General features: G+C 43.2%; 3 protein-coding genes. All 3 read right to left on the bottom strand.

The annotated features are described in order from the left end of the window. Window positions 1–72 precede the first annotated feature (72 nt). Genes B0G92_RS01905 through B0G92_RS01895 form a run of 3 tightly spaced genes read right to left on the bottom strand, consistent with a single transcriptional unit; the run spans window position 73 to window position 22,214 of the window. Entirely contained in the window at window positions 73–14,997 is a 14,925-nt protein-coding gene (locus B0G92_RS01905; RefSeq protein ID WP_101470908.1) for a T9SS type B sorting domain-containing protein, read from the bottom strand. Window positions 14,998–15,031: 34 nt separating this feature from the next. Beyond that, window positions 15,032–16,936, bottom strand: coding sequence for a PorP/SprF family type IX secretion system membrane protein (locus B0G92_RS01900; RefSeq protein ID WP_101470907.1), 1,905 nt, complete (start codon window positions 16,934–16,936; stop codon window positions 15,032–15,034). A gap of 4 nt (window positions 16,937–16,940) precedes the next feature. After that, on the bottom strand, window positions 16,941–22,214 hold the full coding sequence (locus B0G92_RS01895) for a T9SS type B sorting domain-containing protein (RefSeq protein ID WP_101470906.1): 5,274 nt from the start codon (window positions 22,212–22,214) through the stop codon (window positions 16,941–16,943). Window positions 22,215–22,555 lie beyond the last annotated feature (341 nt).

Below are 22,555 nucleotides of genomic sequence, written 5' to 3'. Positions count from 1 at the left end.
TTATATCTTGTTTTTGGGGCACTTTAATTAAAACCGTTCCTACCCATTTCCGATAGGAACGGCTCTTCTCATTTATCTGTAAATAGTGAAGTTTCCGACAAATTCCCGGTTATCATTTGGATTTCCAAGTTTGATGATGTACCAGTAATCTCCTGAAGGCATTTCGGTACCATTGTATTTTCCGTCCCATGATTGTCCTTGTCTCAATGTTGCAAGTTTCCTTCCATACCTGTCAAAAATGTCTGTGGTAATGTTAGGATAGTTTTGCGTATTGCCAGGCGACCAGGTGTCATTGTCACCGTCCTCATTAGGGGTCGTTACGTTTGGAATCGTGATGTCGACAAAGACTACGTTGATTGTAGCCCGTGCTTCACATCCGTTACTGTCGGTTACTATAACTTCATAAGTGCCGGATTGATAGAAAACATATACGTTGTTTCTTCCGTTATCATAGCCGTTGAAAGTGTAAGTATAATTTCCTGTTCCTCCGAAAGCGGTTGCGGTAATTTTGTTAAGTCCGGTTTCTGCAAGAGTAACAGTCACAGGTACGGCATTGCTGATGAAGAATGAAACCGTATCTGTACAAGCAGAAGTATGAAGGACTTCAACCGTATGGCGTCCGTTGGTAAGGTCTGTAAATATATTTCCTGTTTGGGGTGTACCGCCATCTAAGGAATAGGTTACGTTATTGGCTACACCCGGACTTACTGATATAGTAACTGTATTTCCGTTACAGTTGTAAACTATATTTTCTCTTGCATCAATATCAACAGGAGCGTCCAGGGTTACCTGTACAGAAGTAGTACAGCCTCTTGAATCTTTTACATAAATGGTATAGGTCTGTCCGCCGTTCAGATTCTCGTATAAGAATTCATTTCGAACATAAGTACCATTTTCTGAAAGACTTGTTGAATAAGGAGCTGTTCCTCCGGTGACCGCAATTTCAATAGCCCCATTATCATCGTCTACGCAAATTTCCTGAAGTACATCTACTACGGTTGCCTGTAATGCATTAGGTTCTGTTACGGCAATAGTTACCTCTTTGTAACATCCTTTAGAATCGACAGCCCTAACAATATAGTTTCCTGCTGCAAGATTCTGGAATACATTGCTTGAAGTAAGGTTGAAATCAGGAGAAATTCCATATTGCAATGGTCCTGTTCCTCCGGAAGCCGTTACAGTGATTCGTCCGTTTGACAAGCCGTTACATGTTGCATTGACAGCTGTTGCGCTAGCCGTAATTGGTGTCACAGGATTTATCCTAACTGTTGTCGTTTTAGTACAGCCGTTTGTATGTCTGACATAAATAGTATGCGGACCAACCGGCAGGTTGTTGAATACATTTGAGCTTACATAATTAACTCCATCCAAGGAATACTGTACGTCATTTACAACCGCCGGATTTACAGAAACTGTTACCGTATTTCCCGGTGTATTACCGTTGCAATTCGTAGCTACGACCGCAGTAGGTTGCAGATTTAAGCCATCGTTTACACGGAAAACTGCCGGAGTAATCTGACATCCATTGGCATCTTTTACAAATACGGTATATTGCCTTCCTCCAATTAAGCCGGTGTAAGTCAGTGTAGTCGTAAAGTTGGCAGGATTGTTTGAGTTAAGGCTTGTATAATAAGGTGCTGTTCCTCCAGAAGGTATAATTGTTATAGTACCATCATCTAATCCGTCACAAGTTTCAGGAGTTCCGTTTACGACTGCTGTAAGCGCTGCCGCAGGTTGAGTTACCGTAATATTTGTAAGCGTGATTTCACAGCCATTCTGGTCTTTTACCTTAACGGTATAGGTTCCGGCAGCAAGATTGGTGAATGTATTGGAAGAAGAATAGCTATAAGCAGGTGAAATCGCATATTGATATACACCCGTTCCTCCTGTGGCCGTTACCTGTATGCTTCCTGTTGACTGGCCAAAGCACAATACGTTGGCCGTTACGTTGGCGTTAGCCGTAACCGGTATTAGCGTATTGATGGTGAAAGGAACCGTTTTGGTACAGCCATTCGTGTGCTGTACGTAGGCGGTATGGCTTCCCGGAGCCACATTCGTAAATACATTGGAAGCAGCATACGTTACTCCGTCCAGTGAGTACTGGACCTGTGAGGCTAGTGCAGGGTTTACGTTAATGGTAACCGTGTTTCCTGGTACGTTGTTGGTACAGTTTGGGACTACCGTTACCGTTGGTCGGATATCTACACCCCTGTTTATCGTGAATGTTTGAGGTGTGATTTCACATCCGTTGGCATCTTTTACGTAAACTGTGTAGGTCTGTCCACCGTTCAGGTTGTTGTAGGTCAGTGCCGATGTAAAGTCGGCCGGGTTGTTGGAATCCAGGCTTGTGGTATAAGGCGCCGTTCCACCCGCAGGCGTTATGGTTATCGTACCGTTATTGTCGCCAAGGCAGATTTCGTGGGTTCCGTTAACAGTAGCCGTAAGCGCAGCCGCAGGCTGGGTTACCGTGATGTTTGTCAATTCTACTTCGCAACCGATATTGTCCCTTACCTTAACGGTATAGGTTCCCGACGCCAGGTTGTTGAACGTGTTTGCAGTTCCGTAGGCGAAGGCAGGCGATATGGCATATTCAATCGTTCCTGTTCCACCTGTGGCCGTTACCTGAATGCTTCCGGTTGACTGTCCGAAGCACAATACGTTTGCCGTTACGTTAGCTGAAGCTGTAACAGGCGACAGCGTATTGATAGTAAAAGGAACCGTTTTGGTACAGCCATTGGTGTGCTGTACGTAAGCCGTGTGGGTTCCCGGTGCTACATTCGTAAATGTGTTGGATGTTACATAGGTTACTCCATCCAATGAATACTGCACTTGAGAAGCAATAGCAGGATTCACACCTATGGTTACCGTGTTTCCAGGTACGTTGCCGGTACAGTTTGCTACCACCGTTGCCGTAGGCTGTATGTCAACCCCGTTGTTTATCGTGAATGTCTGAGGGGTGATTTCGCAACCGTTGGCATCTTTCACGTAAACGGTGTAGGTCTGTCCACCGTTCAGGTTGTTGTAGGTCAGTGTCGAAGTAAAGTCGGCCGGGTTGTTGGAATCGAGGCTTGTGGAATAAGGCGCCGTTCCACCCGCAGGCGTTATGGTTATCGTACCGTTATTGTCGCCAAGGCAGATTTCGTGGGTTCCGTTAACAGTAGCCGTAAGCGCAGCCGCAGGCTCTGTTACCGTAATGTTTGTCAGTTCGACCTCACAGCCGATGTTGTCCCTAACCTTAACGGTATAGGTTCCCGCCGCCAGGTTGTTGAATGTGTTGGCAGTTCCGTAGGCGAAGGCAGGTGATATGGCATATTCAATGGTTCCCGTTCCACCTGTGGCCGTTACCTGAATGCTTCCGGTTGACTGTCCGAAGCACAATACGTTTGCAGTTACGTTTGCGTTAGCCGTAACCGGTATTAGCGTATTGATGGTGAAAGGAACCGTTTTGGTACAGCCATTCGTGTGCTGTACGTAGGCGGTATGGCTTCCCGGTGCTACATTCGTAAATACATTGGAAGCAGCATAGGTTACTCCGTCCAGTGAGTACTGAACCTGTGAGGCTACTGCAGAATTTACGCCAATTGTTACCGTGTTTCCAGGTACGTTGCTGGTACAGTTTGCTACCACCGTTGCCGTAGGCTGTATGTCTACCCCGTTGTTTATCGTGAATGTCTGAGGCGCAATCTCGCATCCGTTGGCATCTTTCACGTAAACGGTGTAGGTCTGCCCACCGTTCAGGTTGGAGTAGGCCAGTGCCGATGTAAAGTCGCTCGGGTTGTTGGAATCCAGGCTTGTGGTGTAAGGTGCCGTTCCTCCGGCAGGCGTTATGGTTATCGTACCGTTATTGTCCCCCAGACAGATTTCGTGCGTTCCGTTAACCGTGGCCGAAAGTGCTGCCGCAGGCTGGGTTACCGTGATGTTTGTCAGTTCTACTTCGCAACCGATGTTGTCCCTTACCTTAACGGTATAGGTTCCCGCCGCCAGATTGTTGAACGTGTTTGATGTTCCATAGGCGAATGCAGGCGATATGGCATATTCAATCGTTCCCGTTCCACCTGTGGCCGTTACCTGAATGCTTCCGGTTGACTGTCCGAAGCACAATACGTTTGCCGTTACGTTAGCTGAAGCTGTAACAGGCGACAGCGTGTTGATTGTGAAAGGAACCGTTTTGGTACAGCCATTGGTGTGCTGTACGTAGGCGGTATGGGTTCCCGGAGCAACGTTGTTGAACGTGTTTGATGTTACATACGTTACTCCGTCCAGTGAGTACTGAACCTGTGAGGCTACTGCAGGGTTTACGTTAATGGTTACCGTGTTTCCAGGTACGTTGCCGGTACAGTTAGGTACTACCGTTGCTGTCGGCTGTATGTCAACCCCGTTGTTTATCGTGAACGTCTGGGGCGCAATCTCGCATCCGTTGGCATCTTTCACGTATACGGTGTAGGTCTGTCCACCGTTCAGGTTGTTGTAGGTCAGTGCCGAGGTAAAGTCGGCCGGATTGTTGGAATCCAGGCTTGTGGTGTAAGGCGCCGTTCCACCCGCAGGCGTTATGGTTATCGTACCGTTATTGTCGCCAAGGCAGATTTCGTGCGTTCCGTTAACCGTAGCCGAAAGTGCTGCCGCAGGCTCTGTTACCGTAATGTTTGTCAGTTCGACCTCACAGCCGATGTTGTCCCTTACCTTAACGGTATAGGTTCCTGCCGCCAGGTTGTTGAACGTGTTTGATGTCCCATAGGCGAATGCAGGCGATATGGCATATTCAATCGTTCCCGTTCCACCTGTGGCCGTTACCTGAATGCTTCCGGTTGACTGGCCAAAGCACAATACGTTGGCCGTTACATTAGCCGAAGCCGTGATAGGTAATAGCGTATTGATTGTGAAAGGAACAGTTTTGGTACAGCCATTGGTGTGCTGTACGTAAGCCGTGTGGGTTCCCGGAGCAACGTTGTTGAACGTGTTTGATGTTACATAGGTTACTCCGTCCAGTGAGTACTGAACCTGTGAGGCTACTGCAGAATTTACGCCAATGGTTACCGTGTTTCCTGGTACGTTGCCGGTACAGTTTGCTACCACCGTTGCCGTAGGCTGTATGTCTACCCCGTTGTTTATCGTGAATGTCTGAGGGGTGATCTCGCAACCGTTGGCATCTTTCACATAAATGGTGTAGGTCTGCCCACCGTTCAGGTTGTTGTAGGTCAGTGTCGAAGTAAAGTCGGCCGGGTTGTTGGAATCCAGGCTTGTGGTATAAGGCGCCGTTCCACCCGCAGGCGTTATGGTTATGGTACCGTTATTGTCGCCCAGGCAGATTTCATGCGTTCCGTTAACCGTGGCCGAAAGTGCTGCCGCAGGCTCTGTTACCGTAATGTTTGCCAGTTCGACCTCACAGCCGATGTTGTCCCTAACCTTAACGGTATAGGTTCCCGCAGCCAGGTTGTTGAACGTGTTGGCCGTTCCGTAGGCGAATGCAGGCGATATGGCATATTCAATTGTTCCCGTTCCTCCGGTAGCGGTTACTTCAATACTTCCTGTAGTATCTCCAAAGCACAACACATTTGCTGTTACATTTGGAGTTGCAGTAATTGGCAATAAATTGTCAATTGTGAAAGGAACCTGTTTTGTACAGCCATTTGTATGTTGTACATAGGCAGTATAATTTCCGGGAGCAAGATTCGTAAACGTGTTGGAAGGCACATAGTTGATTCCATCTAAAGAGTATTGGACATCACTTACAACTTCAACATTTACGGTTACCGTTACGATGTTTCCTGGTACGTTGTTCGTACAATTTGGCTGTACTGATACGGCTGGAATTACCTCTACTGCAGGGTTCATATATTGTTCTACAGGTGGATTTACATTACATCCGTTAGAATCTCTTACATAAATCAGGTATAGGGTATCACCAACCAAATTCGTGAAGGTGTGCTGGTTACCCACAACAGGTACAAATGTAACGTTGTCAAGACTTACCAGATAATTTCCTGTTCCACCTGTAATGCTGATTGCTATCGAACCATTGGCATCATTAAGACAAAGTTCCTGATTTACGGCATCTACTGTTGCCACAAGCGGAGCAGGTTCTAAAATGTCAATATTCAACAATTCAAAACAGCCTTTCTGGTCTTGAACGATGACTTCATAACTTCCTGGAGGAAGTGCATCAAACACGTTGTCGGTAACAAATTGGTTGAGGTTAGGAGATATTGCATATTGAATAATTCCTGTTCCTCCTGTTGTATGAATTTCAATGTTTCCGTTTGCATCTCCGAAGCAAAGAACATCTTGTTTGATATAGCTTACGGTTAATTGGGCAGGGTCAGTAATGTTGATGACAGATGATGTTTCTCTACAGTCAAGACTTACCACGCGAACATAATAATTTCCTGCAGGAAGTCCGGTAAAACTATTTGCTGCTTGTGGTCCTGCCAGAACATTGGATGCTCCGTCTAATAATTCATACATATAATTGCCTAATCCTCCGGTTGCATTGGCTGTAATGGCTGCTGTCGATTCTCCTGAACAGTTTATTGAAGCGCTGCTCAGGTCCAGATTTAACTGTAAAGCTGGAACCGGCAATATGGTTACCTGATTTGTCAATACAGCCTGGCATCCGTTAGCATCTTTCACATAATATTGGTACGTGCCTGGACCTACAGTATACACAGAAGTATTTGAATAGGATATTCCGTCAGCACTGAATTGGTACGGCGGTGTTCCACCCAAGCCGGATACGATGATTTCTGCCTGTGTTAAACAGGTCATATTGCTGTTTGTAGATAAAAATCCTTGTACCGGAGTTGGTTCAGTGATTGTTAATGTTGGTGTTGTCAGGTTACAATTCCAGCCATCAGTAATCGTGATGCTGTAGATTCCTGCTCCAAGTCCAGGGAATTGCGGACTTGTTTGAGGTCCGGAACTCAAAACAATTGTAGTTCCTGTTGCATCATAACGATTAAGAATAAATTGATAGCTTCCTTGTCCTCCTGCTACGCTTAAGGCTTCAATCATGGCGGTAGTATCACCATGGCAAAGTACCTGGGTAACAGAGGCATTTATTGTAGCCGATATAAGTGCCGGTTGTACTAATACAGCCGTTTGGCTTACGATACAACCTCCGGAATCTCTTACCGAAACAGTATAATTTCCTGCAGCCAAACCTGTAAAGGAGCTATTGGCGGCATACGCCTGAATAGTTGTTGAGGTTGTATTGTTTACTAATTCATATAGATAGGTTCCCCATCCGCCAGTGGCAGAGGCTGTGATTTCTCCCTGATTGTTGTCACAGGTTACATTGGCAGTCTGATTAGCGGTCAACTGTAATGGACTATCAGGAGAAGTAACGGTTACGGTGTTTGAGTCTTCCGTACAGAAAGGTGTATCAGTTGCCGTAACTACGACATGAAGATTTCCTGCTGTCAGGCCGTTTATTGTAAACGGATTTACTGCTGTACTTCCGTTTCCTGTTGCTACGGTTGTTCCTGCTGTATTGATAACATTGTATGAATAAGCACCGGTATATCCTGTTACGTTAATGGTAAGGGTTCCGTCCGAATCTCCAAAACAAGTTACCGGGGTAGGATTGGATGCTATTACTTCAATCGTGTCAAACGGCAGAATTTCGTAAGGAACGGTAAGCATATAACATCCGGTTACGTTGTCTTTGACCTGGAAAGTGTAGCTTCCGGGCTGAGTCAGTAGTAATGTAGCGGAGTTATTCCCCGGACCCGGAGTGACAGATGCCTGTGACCCTAATGGCAAGACATCAAAAGTGAAATCTCCGGAACCGCCCGTTACATTTATCTGTACAGATTCGTCATTGGTACAGGTAATTGCTGTTCCGCGAACTGCAGCAACTGCTGTTATTTCCGGTAAAGGATTGATAATTACCGTTGTGGTTTGTGTACAGTTATTACTGTCTTTTACCGTTACGGTTATATTCTGTGTGCTTCCATTGTCAATAATATTAAATGTGTTGGTATTTTGGAAATTAGTTCCATCAATACTATAGAAATAGGGAGCTGTTCCGGAAGGATTTCCTGTTGTGTCATTTTCAACAGTTACTGTAATAGTTGAAGTATTCACCACATTGGAAGTATTACAAGCAAAGGCCGTTGCTGAAGCACTGATATCTAAAAGTGACGGTTCAGTAATGGTTACAGTTTGAACATCTGAACAATTTTTTCCAGACGTTACAGTAACGGTATAAGTTCCTGCTGCCAATCCGGTAAACACAGGAGAGTTCTGCGTTATAGCCGGATTGGTTCCGTCATTAACCGTATAGGTATAAGGTGGATTGTCGTTTGAAGCCGGCAATGTTATTGTAATTACTCCATTAGAGCCACCATTACAGCTTACATTTTCAGAGCTTGTGGTGAAGGTTACAGGAGTAGGAACTTCTAATGATATTGCTGCCTGTTCATTACAGTTTGAAGTCGTATCGTGAATTACTACAATATAGTTTCCTGCAGCCAATCCGGTAAAGTTTGCTGTTGGCTGAGCAGCAACAATAGTATTGCCTGACCCGTCCTGAAGTTCGTATTCATAATTGCCTGAACCTCCAAAAGGGGTAACTGTAATTTCTCCATCGTTATTGGCACAGCTAGGTTGCAATGTGGCTGCCGGAGTAAGGTTTAACGGAACGAAAATTTGTAAGGTTACTGTATTTCCACAACCGTTGGCATCTTTTATCTGGATGGTATAACTTCCTGAAGAAAGATTGTTATAAGTAAATGAAGCAGCCGCCTGATTTTGGAATGTTCCTCCGTTTATGCTGTAAGAGTAAGGAGCCACGCCGTTAACCGTTCTATCTACCTGTATAGAAAAACTTCCTTCTGAAGTACCGCATTGGTTGGTAACAACAGCAGTAATTACAGGAGTTGTATCAGTTGGTAATGTGATTGGAGCCGACTGAATACAATTGTTTGCATCTTTGATATATACTGTATAGTTGCCTCCTTCGGTATTGAAAACATTGGCCGATGTTCCTGTCCATGTCGTCGCAGTTGGTGCCGGACCTCCTGCAGCTACCAGTTGGTATTGGTAAGGAGCTGTTCCGTATTGTCCTGTTGCCGTAATCTGTCCGGCATTGGCATTACAGTTGTCATTTTTAGTCACCACAGCTGTTACCTGCAATAAATTGGTAGACTGGCTTATGGCAAATGTTGGTGAAGCATTGGTACATCCTGAGAATGCACCTCCCACTTCTGTAAATAAAATATAATAGTTTCCTGGAGGCAATGTGCCAAAATTATTTACCGTAACAGGTCCTCCCGGTAGTGCTGTAGAGCTGCCTGTTATTCCTGTACTTGTATTGGACTGCGCATTAAAAATTTCATAATTTACCTGAGTTGCTCCGGTATCATAATTGCTGAACGTGAATGAAACATTTCCGTTAGCGCTTCCTGTACATGAAACATTGCTTACAACGTCAAGTGTTGCCGTCAGGTTAGAAGGTGAATCGATAGGAAGGTTGGCCGATTTGAAATAGTAACATTGTGTTACCACATCATACACCACAAACGTATACGTTACTCCGGGAGTTAATCCTGTGAAAGTTGTTGTTTCAGGAGTTCCCGGGTCAGCAGGCTGATAATTGTTAGAGTAAGGAATGGTGTTGTATTCTAAAATTGCAAACTGGAAGTTACCGCTACTCACGGCAGAGGTTACTGTAATTTTAGCTGTTCCACCATTTAAACAGTCTGCTGTCACGGCTGACACATCTATTAATAAGTCATCTGGCGGTGAAGCAATAATAATATTGTTTGTGACAACCGAACAGCCATTGGCGTCGATTACATCAACCTGATAGATACCGAAAGCCAGAATTTGGAAAGAATGGTCTTCTCCTGCTGTAGCATTATAGGTATCTGAATAGCCAAAGTTATTGCTTACATGATAGGTGAAAGGTCCGGTTCCTCCGGCTAAATTTCGAACGATAATCTCCCCATAGGATGTTCCTCCCGGATTATTACAAGTAATGTCAACAGTTGAAACGTTGTATGTAATAGGATTTGGTTGTGTTAAAGTAATCGTTTCGGTATCGGTACATGAATTACTGTCGGTAATGGTAATCGTATAATTTCCTGCAGGCAAACCTGAAGTTTGTGAGCCAAAGTTTGTACCTGTAGTCGTATTTACTACAGAAATAGCTATTGGTGCTACTCCGGCGGTATTGTCTATGGCTACAGCAATCGCTCCACTATTATCGCCATTACACAGAATGTTTTGTGTTTGGGTTACTGAAAGTATGGAAGGATTTGACAGCGGTGCTATTGTTGCCATGTTTGTACGTACGACACAGCCAATGTTGTCTGTAATCTGGAACTGATATGTTCCCGGTGTAGCTGTAGTATAATTTATTACCGACCCAACAACCGGAGTAATGGCTCCGTATGCTCCTCCGTTAACAGATGTCTGATAAGAATAAGGAGCTTGTCCGCCGTTGATAGTGATATCTATTTCTGCATCTGGGCTGCTTGTACAATCCAGACCTTTATCCAATATTGAAACGGTTGTAAGTTGCTGGTTTATCGTTTGCGTAACAGTATCGGTACAACCGTTTGCATCTGTTACTTTAATGGTATAGGTTCCCGGCGTCAGATTGGCAAATGTACCCGATGACTGATTGCCTCCCCCGTTTATCGTATACGAAAAAGGGGCTGTCCCTCCTGTTACAGCTACGCTTATGGTAGCTCTGTTTGTCGTGTCATAACACAAATCAGAAGAAGCATTTATAGAAATTACAGGAGGTGTTGCCACGGTCATAGTGAATGGTACTATCTTCTGACAGACCATTGAGTCCAATATATAAACCAAGCCATTACCAGGCGATGTCACGTTATTGAAAACCGGACTCGATTGATAGCCCATTTGGGTTCCGTCAGATGCGATCAATAAGTACTGGTAGTTGTTGCCCCAACCGCCTGTTGCTGTAACGATTACACTTCCGCCACCTGTGCAGGTAATCGGATTTACGGTAAGTGTGACGTTAAGTTCAGATGGTGGACTGTTGATTATCTGAGTTACCGTAGCAGTACAGTTAGTGGTATTGTCGGTTACAGTAATTGTATAAGTTTCAGCAGAAAGGATAGCTCCGGTTGAAATGTTACTCGTTGAAACATTGGTTCCGGAGGAAATGATTGTGCCTGAACTGTTCCTGATGATATAGTTATATGTTGTTGTGAATCCGCTTACAATATAATTCACATAACCAGTTGCTGTTGCAGGGTCAAAGCAGGCTGAATCTCCTTTTTCCAAAATATTTACGGCAATTGGTGTTACCTGATTGATTGTGTAATTTCTGGTAAAAGAACATCCGTTGGCATCCGTTACCTTAAAAGTATAAGTTCCCGGAGCCAGCCCGGAAAATACAGCATTATTTCCATTGTTTGCTATTGCAGCCGCCGGTGCAGTGATTTCATAAACAAATGGTCCTGTTCCGCCAGTTACTGTAAGAGTTACGTTGGAGGTCAAAGCAGGGCACGTTGGTGCTGTTGCCGCAAATTGGATATTTGTAGGAGGCGACAACGGACTGATTGTAATTGCGTTTGTTCTGAATGTACAGCCATTAGCATCTCTGACAGTAACAGTATAGGTTCCTGCTGTTAATCCGGTAAACGATGTTGCAGTACCAAAATTAATTCCGTCAATGCTGTATTCATAAGGAAGTGTTCCGCCGGTTACGCTTCCGGCAGTAATGCTTATGGTTGCGCTATTGGTGATACAGTTGTAAGGTTGTGTTTGGGTTATAGCTCCGGTAAGGGCTGCCGGTTCTGTCAATGTAAAATTGGCAGGGAATTCACATATTGTGGGACCGTACTGGATAAAATAAACCGTATAATTTCCAGGGGCAAGTCCGTTAAAAATACCAGATGTATTCGTACGGATTAGATTTCCGGAAGCATTCATTAATTCAAAAGAATATGAAAAACCATTCGTGTTTGTTATGTTATATCGTATACTTCCATCGTTGGCCCCGTTACATTTTATATTTTCAAAACTGGTAGTAAATACAACATCGGGAAGATTTTGAATGGTTACCGGATTTGATAATGCCGTACAGTTGTTGTTGTCTACCATAATGAAAACATAGGTTCCTTCCTGGCCAATAGGAATTTCAAAAGTGTCAATATCGGTATAATCACCTGCTGTAGGATTCTGCAATATTCCGTTGATGCTGTAAATGGCATATACATAAGGTGCTTCACCACCGGAAGGGGTCAATTTGATTTTGCCCGGTGTACATGAAACGTTCTGGAGAATAGTCGCATTCAGGTTAAGGTTACTATTGTCCTGAATAGTAGTTGTACTGGTAAACGTACAGCCGTCATCAGTTCTTACTGTAACGGTATAGGTTCCCGGATTCAGATTCTGGAAAACATAATCATTGTCTGTCAAAGGCCCTACATTCAGCGTGCTTGGACCCGAGATGGAATAATAATATTGTGGTCTTACATTTAGAGCCTGCAGTCTGATGCTTCCAAATCCGTTACAGGAAGTATTTTTGGTGATCACATTTACCTGGAAGTTTAGGTCTGATACGCCTATTTCAGTAATAACAAAGACGCAACCGTCTGTAACGCCCTGTTGCCTGATTTGCACCAAATAAGAGCCGGCCTGAGTAATCGGGAAAATCGGACTGCTTTGGTAAGGCACCAAAACAGCTCCCGTATTTTGGTTAACCAGTTGGAATTCATAGGTTGAAGGGACATTAGTTACCGTAATCTTTCCGGTAGTGTTACAGGTAATATTTTGGACGATGTATTGCGGATCCAAAAGGTTGGTATAAACGTTGAAATAATACCTGTTGAAACAACCGTTTTGGTAATTGATGACTACGCGATATTGCCCGGCAAGAGTCACATTAAAATTGGTTCCGGTTCCTTGCTGAGTCCAAACGCAGGAAGGATTTTTATTAGCACAATTATCGATACCCACGGCCGGACAACTGGCCTCATTGAGTTTCTCCCAAATAATGCTGACGGCATTGGTAATGTTAGTCTGGATGAATCGGCTGTCGTTTAATCCACATAAAAATATGTTTGGAAGTTGTTCTCCGTCATTTGGACAGGTTACAATTTCATCTGCAAAAGGCAGTACCGGATTGGTTTGGTTTGTACCAAAACGGGTTACAGTAATGTATTCTGTAATTCCAATACAAGGTGGAGTAGGAGTGTTGACTACATAGTACTGCCCCGGAGTGGTCACCGTAATACTCTGGGTGTTTCCGATAACTGTACCACTGGCGTTATGCCATTGATAGGAAGCATAACCGGAACCTGCCGTTAGTACTACCGAAGCGCCACAAAGAATTTCGGTTCTTCTGAAAGCACATTCATCAATATCAACAAGGAAGTTGGCAGGACCAGGTATTCCCAATCCGCAGGAATCCAATCCGGCCACACTTGGGTCATCAGAAATAATATTGCTGTTTAAGGCACCGCGGTAGGTGGTATAGGCCTGATTCTGTATAATGTTCGAACAGGCATTGGTCAGCTCGCTACAAGTATTTACTACCTGAACACGAATCTTGATAGTATAGGTGGGGTCGCCAATTTCGACAAGATTATTGGGCACCGTAAACGTCACTTGCCCTGTTGTTGGGTTATAAACATAGGTTACCCCGGGAGCTCCGCTTAAATCGATAGAATTAAAAAAGGTATTCTCTGGAAGAATGTCTCTAATCGTAAGATTTCGAGCGTCGTCGTTTCCAATATTCTGGAAAGTTAATACATAGTCTAAAACCTGACCAAGATTGACATCGGCTCCGCCAATATTGTTACCACTAATATCTCTTACGGTTTTGACTAGTTTTATTTCCGGTTCAATGACCTCTACTGCAAAGGAAGTCAGGAATGCACCATATCCGTCTCCCGATGTTAGTAGTCTTAAGGTTGCCCCGGTTTCGTTGTTAGGGATTATTCCATTTAATGGATTGGAAAGATTGAGCATATCCAAATCCAGACCCAGAGTATTGGTTCCATAAGGATTCCTGTTTGTGACCTGGGCATTATTATTAGTAATGGTAGAATTAAAGAAGTTGTTGGCCGGATTCAGCGTGTTGGAAACGTCTGTAAAAGTAGCGACCGTATTTGCTTTGATTCGCAACCTGTCATTTGTAATTCCGACATCACCTTCTAAAGCACCTACACCAAGTTTAGCACGAACAGGAAATGGAGCCGGAAGTGTAACGAAGCCATTTATATTAATATCGGCAGTTACATTTCCCTGAACCCCTGCATATCCGTCAAACGTAGAAATAAACTTTCCGGGCATGGTTGGATTTTCATAAATAACAACCATTACCCAACCGGCAGAACTTGCTCCTGACCGGCGTCCTTTTGCAGCACGTAGGTTGGCAAGTGTATAGGTTCCGTTCGGGTTCGCAAGTCCTCTTACCAAATTGGTTACGTTTTTATAACAGATGATAGGCGAATCTTTAAAAGAAGCAGTAATGTTTGAAGGATTATATCCGTCAAAAATTATCGCATCTTCATCTCCGGCCGGGTCAGGATTGTTATCTGCCGTAAGGTTGATATAGGCGCCGCCAGGCAATTTAAATTTGACCTGATTCCAGTCGTTGAAACGTGGTGTTCCCTGCCATTCGGAATTTTGATTCGTGCTTCGCTCATAAGGATAGGTCGATGCCCAATACAATCCGGCATAGACTACTTTTGAACAGCTATTTCCTAAAGCCAAATCGGCAGAACTGGAACTGAAAGTAGATGGGTCGCCGTCAATATCGATGTATTCCATATTGAAGGAGTTGTTATCACTTGTTCCGTTATAAGGAATGTTAGCTTCAGAAACATTGTTGGCTGCGGCTCTGTTAAGAATGTTATTTCCAACGAAAATGATGTCTCCTTTTACTTTCATACTTCCATTCTGGAGTCTGGGTGTAAAAGGAACAGGTACTTGTGCCTGAGCGCTAAAACAGGCTAGAATAAGACATCCGAGCAGAACGATTGTCTTATGAACATTGTTTGGGAGCTGGTGCATTGTTTTTGTTTTTAGTGGTATTTGTTGTTTTTGTTTAATTGGTGTTAATGCTCATTATCCAAATAGGGTCAAAGTAGGAGTTATCCACATTTGAATAATAAGAAATTAAGGCTTCTCTCCAGGAGGAATGCTTTTTCAGGTAGACATATCTGAAATTGTTTTTAGGGTTTATAAAATAGCTCGTTTCAATACCTCTGTTTCTCATTTTCTCCATGAACTTTTCAGTATTTTCCTGCGCGGCAAAAACATTAGCGATAATGTAGTAGCCCGTTTCCAGTCCTGCTACTGATAGTTTGTTGCCTTTCTTAGGAGCTTCCCGAGGCTTTGTTGTCTTCTTGGAATAGAATTCTTTGATTTCTTCTTCTGTCTTGGCGCTTAACTCTCTTTGCGTTTTTTCATCTTTGAGGAACTGTTCTACGGAACTGTCCTGGCTGTCTTGTGTCTCATCATTTTTGTTTTTGGAATTATTATCAACGTTCTTGTGGTTCTCACTTAGTCCGAGCTCTTCGGGATTGTCTACATGGATGATGTAGAGGTCTTTTTCCTTTCCTGATTTTTTCTTTTCGTATGATTTTAAGGCTTCCGGAAGCGATTCATAGCGTTCTATGACATCTTTGCCGTCAGCAGATTTTGATACGACATAATATCCGTTTTCGGCATCCTTCAAATCCTCCATGGTTTTTGGGACGATCTTTTTACCGGTTTTTGATTTGCGGAGTGTAATTGGTTTGGCAGTGGCTTCTTTGGCTGCGTTTTCTCTTTTGACATAGTCCATCAGATTTTTTACCTTCTGCTCAAATTCTGCCTTGCGGATATTCTCCAGCGAATCTTCCTGCATCAGCATATCCAGAAGATGCATGTTGCTGTCGTCCATTTGCAAGCGTAGTTTTTCCAGTTCCAGTTCTTTGTCAAATTCAGGTTTTCCGTTTTTTGGTTTTTTTGAGGCTATCTTTTTGTCAATTGATTCAATTTGGGACAAAGTATCTTTTGCAGTAAGTGTTTTTTTATGGGCCAGAATTCTGTCCTGAAAAGAAAAAATCATGGTGATTTCATGGGTAGAGCCCAAATTAACAAGTCCTTCCTTGATAGTCCTTTCATAGGTATAGCCTAAAGAAAGTCTTTTGGTGAAATGGAATCCCAATCCAACACCAACGCCATAAAAATCATCAATCCCGGTTTGGAACCAACCAAATCTTGGGAAATCAATAACCATGGAGCCGCTCAACCCCAAATCACTTTCCTGGTTTACTTTTCCACGAGCCATCAGTCTGAAACTGCTTCCTTCAAACAGGTCTGTCAGTGAACTCATCTGGTGCGAATACATGAGGTGAGCTGAAAAAGTCTTGTCGGAATAATCTTTTGCCAGTTTGTTGGATTTAAAATCGTAATCGATAAAGTTTTCGGCATAGACGCCAAAGTTAAAATTGCGATAGCGGAGGTTGAAACCAGGCTTGACGCTAAACAGGGAATTGTTACGCATGGCCAACAATACAGGGTCCGGTTCTTCGGTTACTGTCCTGTTACGGTCTACCCCACTGTTGTAATATGCAAAATTAAACCCAAGGGTCAGGTCCATATTTTCATTCAGCTTCACATTGTAGGCATAGTTTGCAATTCCGCCAAAGCTTACAATTACGCCAAGATTTTGCTGATAGAGCCCAAAACCAAATCCGGCTCTGTCCGAAAATTTTCCGGTATAGGCAAGCATATATACTTTTGGCGAATCTTTAAACTGTATCCATTGGTTTCTGTGGTATAATGAAACATACGTATTGTCTTCTCCGACAAAAGAGAATGTAGGGTTCAATAGGAAGCGGTTGTATTTTAAATTGTTCTGTGACGGTATATTAAATGTAAGCACAGGGGCATCCTGCGCTTTTACAGAAGTAAAGGCGATGCAGAAAATAATAAAAGATAAAGCGAGGTAATTTTTAATCATTTAATTATTTTACAATTGTTATTGAGCCTCGTTCTGTAATCTTGTTGCCTTCCATGATAGTATAATAGTACACGGGGTTTTTAAGGGAATAGGTAAAGGAGCTTTCCGGCCAGTTATTTAAATATCGTGTAGACCTGAAAACAATAGCACCGTCAGGTCCGTAAATGACCACTTCAACATTTTCATTATTGACATATTTGGTAGGCAGGTTCCAGGTGTCGTTGATTCCATCGGCATTTGGAGTTACAACATTCGGGATGGCCATCATGTTGTTTTCCATTCCGGTAACTACAAATTCTTTGGTCACCTGACATTCACCCACTTTGGCAATAAGTTTGTAGGTTCCGGGTTCTTCTATTGTTACAGAAGGCCCGTTGGAAACTATTTCATCGTTAAAATACCATTCATAAGTATGAGCACCGCTTGCTGTCAATGTAATTGATGTGCCCAGTATAAGCGTGATGTCTCTTGGGGAATCGACGGTTATCTGTGACATGTCAAACGGAACGACTTCAAGGGTGTTTGATGTAATTGTGCAATCCAGATAGCTTACAACCAGAAAGTAATTTCCGGCACTATTTACGGTGAGTGAGTTTTCAGTTCCAATAACAGTTCCATTTCCTTGTTTGTACCATTTATAGGTATATTCAGGACTGTTGATATTACTTCTTATCGTAACGGTAGTTTCTGATGAACAAAGGATGTCGTTTGTAGAGATAACCACTTCATTGGCAAAGCTCAAATTGACAGTAATGGCATTTGATACAATGACAGCATAATCAGGAATCGTAACCTGTAAGGTATAACTGCCCGTATCGTTATGATTGTTTAATGTCAGGGTCAGGCCAGTGGCACCTGCTACCGGTTCACCATTTCTGAACCATTGATACTGGTAATTGTAGGTATTGTTTAAAATGCTGATTGGACCGTCTGGAATTACAGCATTAAACGAAGTAATCTTTAATGTTGCCGTAGTACTGCCGCATTGCTGGAACTCACTATTAGTAGCTATGGCGATATTCATTTCATTAGGATAGCGCAGATTAAAAACGGTTTCTTTGGTAATCTCGCATCCTTGTGTCTGTTTTACCACGGCTTTATAATCGCCGTCCCTGTTTACGGCGAAAGAGCTGCTGCTCGAATTGCTGATTTGTATGTCATACCGGAACCAGTCGATTGCAGGTTGAAGGGCATCTGTAGTGATTGAAAGGGTTTTGACCTGACCCGGAATAATCGTATCATCCAACGGACTGTATGGTGTAAGATTAAAATCGCTTTCCCGTATTTCGAGAGTATTGGATTCGAATGTACAGCTTCCCGTATTTACAGAGAGTTTATAGTTGCCTGTTTCTGTAGCGGTAAAGCTAGGGTTGTTTCCTGTTCCGATTTCATCACCGTTTTTGAACCAGGTGTAAGTATAGGAGCTATTTGAAAAATTACTCTGAATTATTACTTGTGGATTTTCAGGACACAATTGTCCGACAGCTGTAATAGCCAAAGGTTGTCCTGAGAAAAGATTTACGGTTATATCATTGGAAAATACAGGTGCAAAATCAGGCAAAGTGATTTGCAGTTTATAGATGCCATTTTCAGATGGACTGCTAAGCGTTAGCGATGAAGCGATGGCACCAATTACAGGGTCACTATTTTTGAACCACTGGAAAGTATATCCGGAAGTGTTATCCACAGGAATAGTTCCTGATGGAGTAGTAGCAATAAGGCTGGTCAGACTTAATGTGATTGAGGTACTGGAACATTGCTGGTAATCAGAATTAGCACTGATGGTGCTTTGAAATCCGGTTGGGTATTCCAATACAAATACTTTTTCGGCAGTAGCATTACAGCCTTGCGTCTGTGTAACCACGACCTTGTAAGTGCCGTTTTGTGTAGCCGTATAACTGCTCTGGTTGGCTCCCGGAATCGGGTCGTTGTTGCGGAACCACGCAAACTGCGGAGCCGCCGCATCTGTCGTTACGGTAAATGTTTTGGTTTCTCCCGGAAGCAGGATGTCCGTAGCAGGCGATGTGCTGGCAATGCTAATCTGTCCTATGGTTAGTGAAATGGTGTTTGACTGTCTGGTACATCCGCTCTGGCTCATAATCAGGTAATAGTTTCCTTCCGAATCTGCTGTATGGCTGTCCGTAGTAGCCCCCGGAATTGGAAGGTCGTTTTTAAACCATTGGTAGGTATAGGCAGAATTAGTAATGCTTGACGAAAGGGTAACACTGCTTCCCTCGCACAGCGCTCCGGAACTGCTGATTGTTGTGTTTTCCGGGGATAGTTTTATGTCAACGGCATTAGAAACCACAGGTGCAAAATCAGGCAGGGTTATGCTTACGGTATAGCTGCCGTTTTCTGTCGCGCTGTTTATGGTATGGCTTGTGCCAGTAGCTCCTGTAATGGTAGAAGTATTTTTAAACCATTGATAGGTATAAGCACTGTTGTTTCTGTTGGTCAGGTCGATTGTACCTTGTGACGTATTGGCAATAAAACGGGTAACGGATAAGGTAACAGGTCCGTTATCACAAGCCGTGTAGTTGGTGGTAGGGGCAATGGTTACTTCAAACCCGGTTGGGTATTCCAATACAAATACTTTTTCGGCAGTAGCATTACAGCCTTGCGTCTGTGTAACCATGACCTTGTAAGTGCCGTTTTGTGTAGCCGTATAACTGCTCTGGTTGGCTCCCGGAATCGGGTCGTTGTTGCGAAACCACGCAAACTGCGGAGCCGCCGCATCTGTCGTTACGGTAAATGTTTTGGTTTCTCCCGGAAGCAGGATGTCCGTAGCAGGCGATGTGCTGGCAATGCTAATCTGTCCTATGGTTAGTGAAATGGTGTTTGACTGTCTGGTACATCCGCTCTGGCTCATAATCAGGTAATAGTTTCCTTCCGAATCTGCTGTATGGCTGTCCGTAGTAGCCCCCGGAATTGGAAGGTCGTTTTTAAACCATTGGTAGGTATAGGCGGAATTGGCAACACTTGACGAAAGGATAACACTGCTTCCCTCACACAGCGCTCCGGAACTGCTGATTGTAGTGTTTTCCGGCGATAGTTTTATGTCAATGGCATTAGAAACCACAGGTGCAAAATCAGGCAGGGTTATGCTTACGGTATAGCTGCCGTTTTCTGTCGCCCTGTTTATGGTATGGCTTGTGCCGGTTGCTCCTGTAATGGTAGAAGTATTTTTAAACCATTGATAGGTATAAGCACTGTTGTTTCTGTTGGTCAGGTCGATTGTACCTTGTGACGTATTGGCAATAAAACGGGTGACGGATAAGGTAACAGGTCCGTTATCACAAGCCGTGTAGCTGGTGGTAGGGGCAATGGTTACTTCAAATCCGGTTGGGTATTCCAATACAAATACTTTTTCTTTTTGAATAAGGCAGCCCTGATTTTGCGTAACCACAACTTTATAGGTTCCGTTTTGTGTGGCAACATAGCTGCTTTGGTTGGCTCCCGGAATCGGGTCGTTATTGCGGAACCACGCAAATTGAGGAGTAGTGGCATCGGTAGATACGGATAGTGTTTTTTGTTCGCCCGGTATCAGTATGTCAAAAGCAGGTGAAGTTGTTGTGATTGTGAAAGTAGGAATCTGCAATGCAACAGTATTTGACTGTTTCGTGCAGGTGCCACTTGTGGCTATAAGATAGTAATTGCCTTCTTCAGATGCCGTATGCGTGCTGGAAACGGCTCCTGCTATTGCAATATCGTTTTTAAACCATTGATAAGTATAGGCGGTATTGGTGATATTGGATGAAAGCAGAACAGTTCCGTTTTCGCATAGTGGACCATTGTTGGTTATAGTATTGTTTTCGAGGGCAAGATTTACGGCTACAGTATTTGACGTAACAACGCCAAAATCAGGAATGGTAATTTTTAATAGATAGTTTCCGTTTTCAGACGGACTGTTTACCGGAAGCGAAATGTTTGTCGCACCAGGAATTGCAATATCGTTTTTATACCATTGGTAGCTGTAATTGTAAGTGTTGCCAAGAAGGTTTATGTTGTTGTTTTCTGTAATAGCATCAAATCGTGAAATTGACAGTGTTGTAGCTGTGCTTGTGCAGGAAGTATAGCCTGTTCCGGTTTGGACTTGCACATCAAAACCTGATGGATAGACTACAGATACGGTGCTTTCTTTCGTTATGTTGCAAGGTTGTGCTTCAGTAACTGAAACAGTATAATCTCCGGCCTGTGTTATATTCAGTGCAGCTTGTGTTGCTCCGGGTAATGGAGAGGTGTTTTTATGCCACTGGAATTGCGGATTTTGTGCATCGGTTATAGTGTTGACCGTAATAGTTTCGCCTGGAATTAATACTATTTGTGAAGGTGTGCTGAGTGACAGGTTAAAGTCAATGACTTCTAGTGCTATAGGGTCGGACTCAAAAGTACAGCCTGAAACGGTAATTTCCAGATGGTAAATGCCTTCTTCGGAAGCTTGATACGTTGGACCGGTTGCACCGGGTATGCTGTTGTTATTTTTATACCAGGCATAGGTATAGCCGGCATTTTGTAATACACTGGTGAGTGTCCGGGTATCATTAGGGCAAATTGCTGTTGAGTTATTTTCAGCTTGTATGACGGGGCTGATGGGGCTCTGAACCTGAACCTGAACAATATTGGAATAAGAATTCATTACACAGGTTCCATAGTCAACAATGACATAATAGGAACCGGGTTGTGTCACCGTCAGTGATGCACCGCGCTCACCCGGGATTTCGATAAAGTTTTTATACCATTTGTAATTCAATGACGGATAATAGAGTGGTGAAGCAGGGGTTCCGTCATTGTCTATCTGCAAAAGAAAACTTTCATTTCCGCAGAGTGTTACGGTACTGTTGTTTCCGTTTATTGAAAAAGCCTGATTGTGTGCGGCATAATAGGCGGCAAAAGCATTGCTGTTTGGACTCACTTTTACAGGATTGGTACTCCTGACCCTAATTCTGTAGCCTTCTCCGTAGGTGTCTGTTGGCAGGTTAAAATTACTGGTAACTGGAGAAGTTGTATTGGTGAGGGTTTTAACGATAACCGGATTTGTAAAACTTCCGTTTCTGTCGGATAATTCTACAATAAACTGGTTGGAAGCACCAAGATTTTGTACCGGAAAAAATGAAAATGAAAAGTTGTAAGTATTGAAGTTTGCCGATGCACAGGCCTGCGTAAATGCTATTGAAGGTGTTGAGATAGTAATCTGCGCATACCCGAAGCCCGCAAAACACAACCCAAACAGGAAGCAGTAAAGCAAACAAAGTTTTTTTCGCTGATTATATATTTTCATGGCAAACCTTAAAGTTATCAATACTTTGGCAATGCTATTGAGTTATACAGTTCCCCCAAATTGTATATCAATAACTATTAAATGTTTCCCTTTTGTCTTATAATCACTTCCTCATTAAAATTTAACACTGCTTAAATTTTACCAAAACTTGATTCCTACAATTCTTCCTTAACCTAAGGATTGGTTTCAAAAATAGTAAAAAAATTGCATTTAAACGATAAAAAAATACACTTTATCGACTAAATTTTTTTAATTGAAATTTTAATAGTATTGAATGGCATTGACTTATTGATAATTTGATATTTTTTTTCAGTATATTTTTTTGTTGCTGGAATTAAGTC

The organism is Flavobacterium lindanitolerans (assembly GCF_002846575.1).
Lineage (GTDB): Bacteria > Bacteroidota > Bacteroidia > Flavobacteriales > Flavobacteriaceae > Flavobacterium > Flavobacterium lindanitolerans.
This window is presented reverse-complemented; position numbering and strand designations above follow the sequence as displayed.

What these genes read in the sequence shown, in the direction of transcription:
- B0G92_RS01895 (WP_101470906.1), bottom strand. Translation starts at nt 22,214, where the DNA reads ATGAAAATATATAATCAGCGAAAAAAACTTTGTTTGCTTTACTGCTTC.
- B0G92_RS01905 (WP_101470908.1), bottom strand. Translation starts at nt 14,997, where the DNA reads ATGCACCAGCTCCCAAACAATGTTCATAAGACAATCGTTCTGCTCGGA.
- B0G92_RS01900 (WP_101470907.1), bottom strand. Translation starts at nt 16,936, where the DNA reads ATGATTAAAAATTACCTCGCTTTATCTTTTATTATTTTCTGCATCGCC.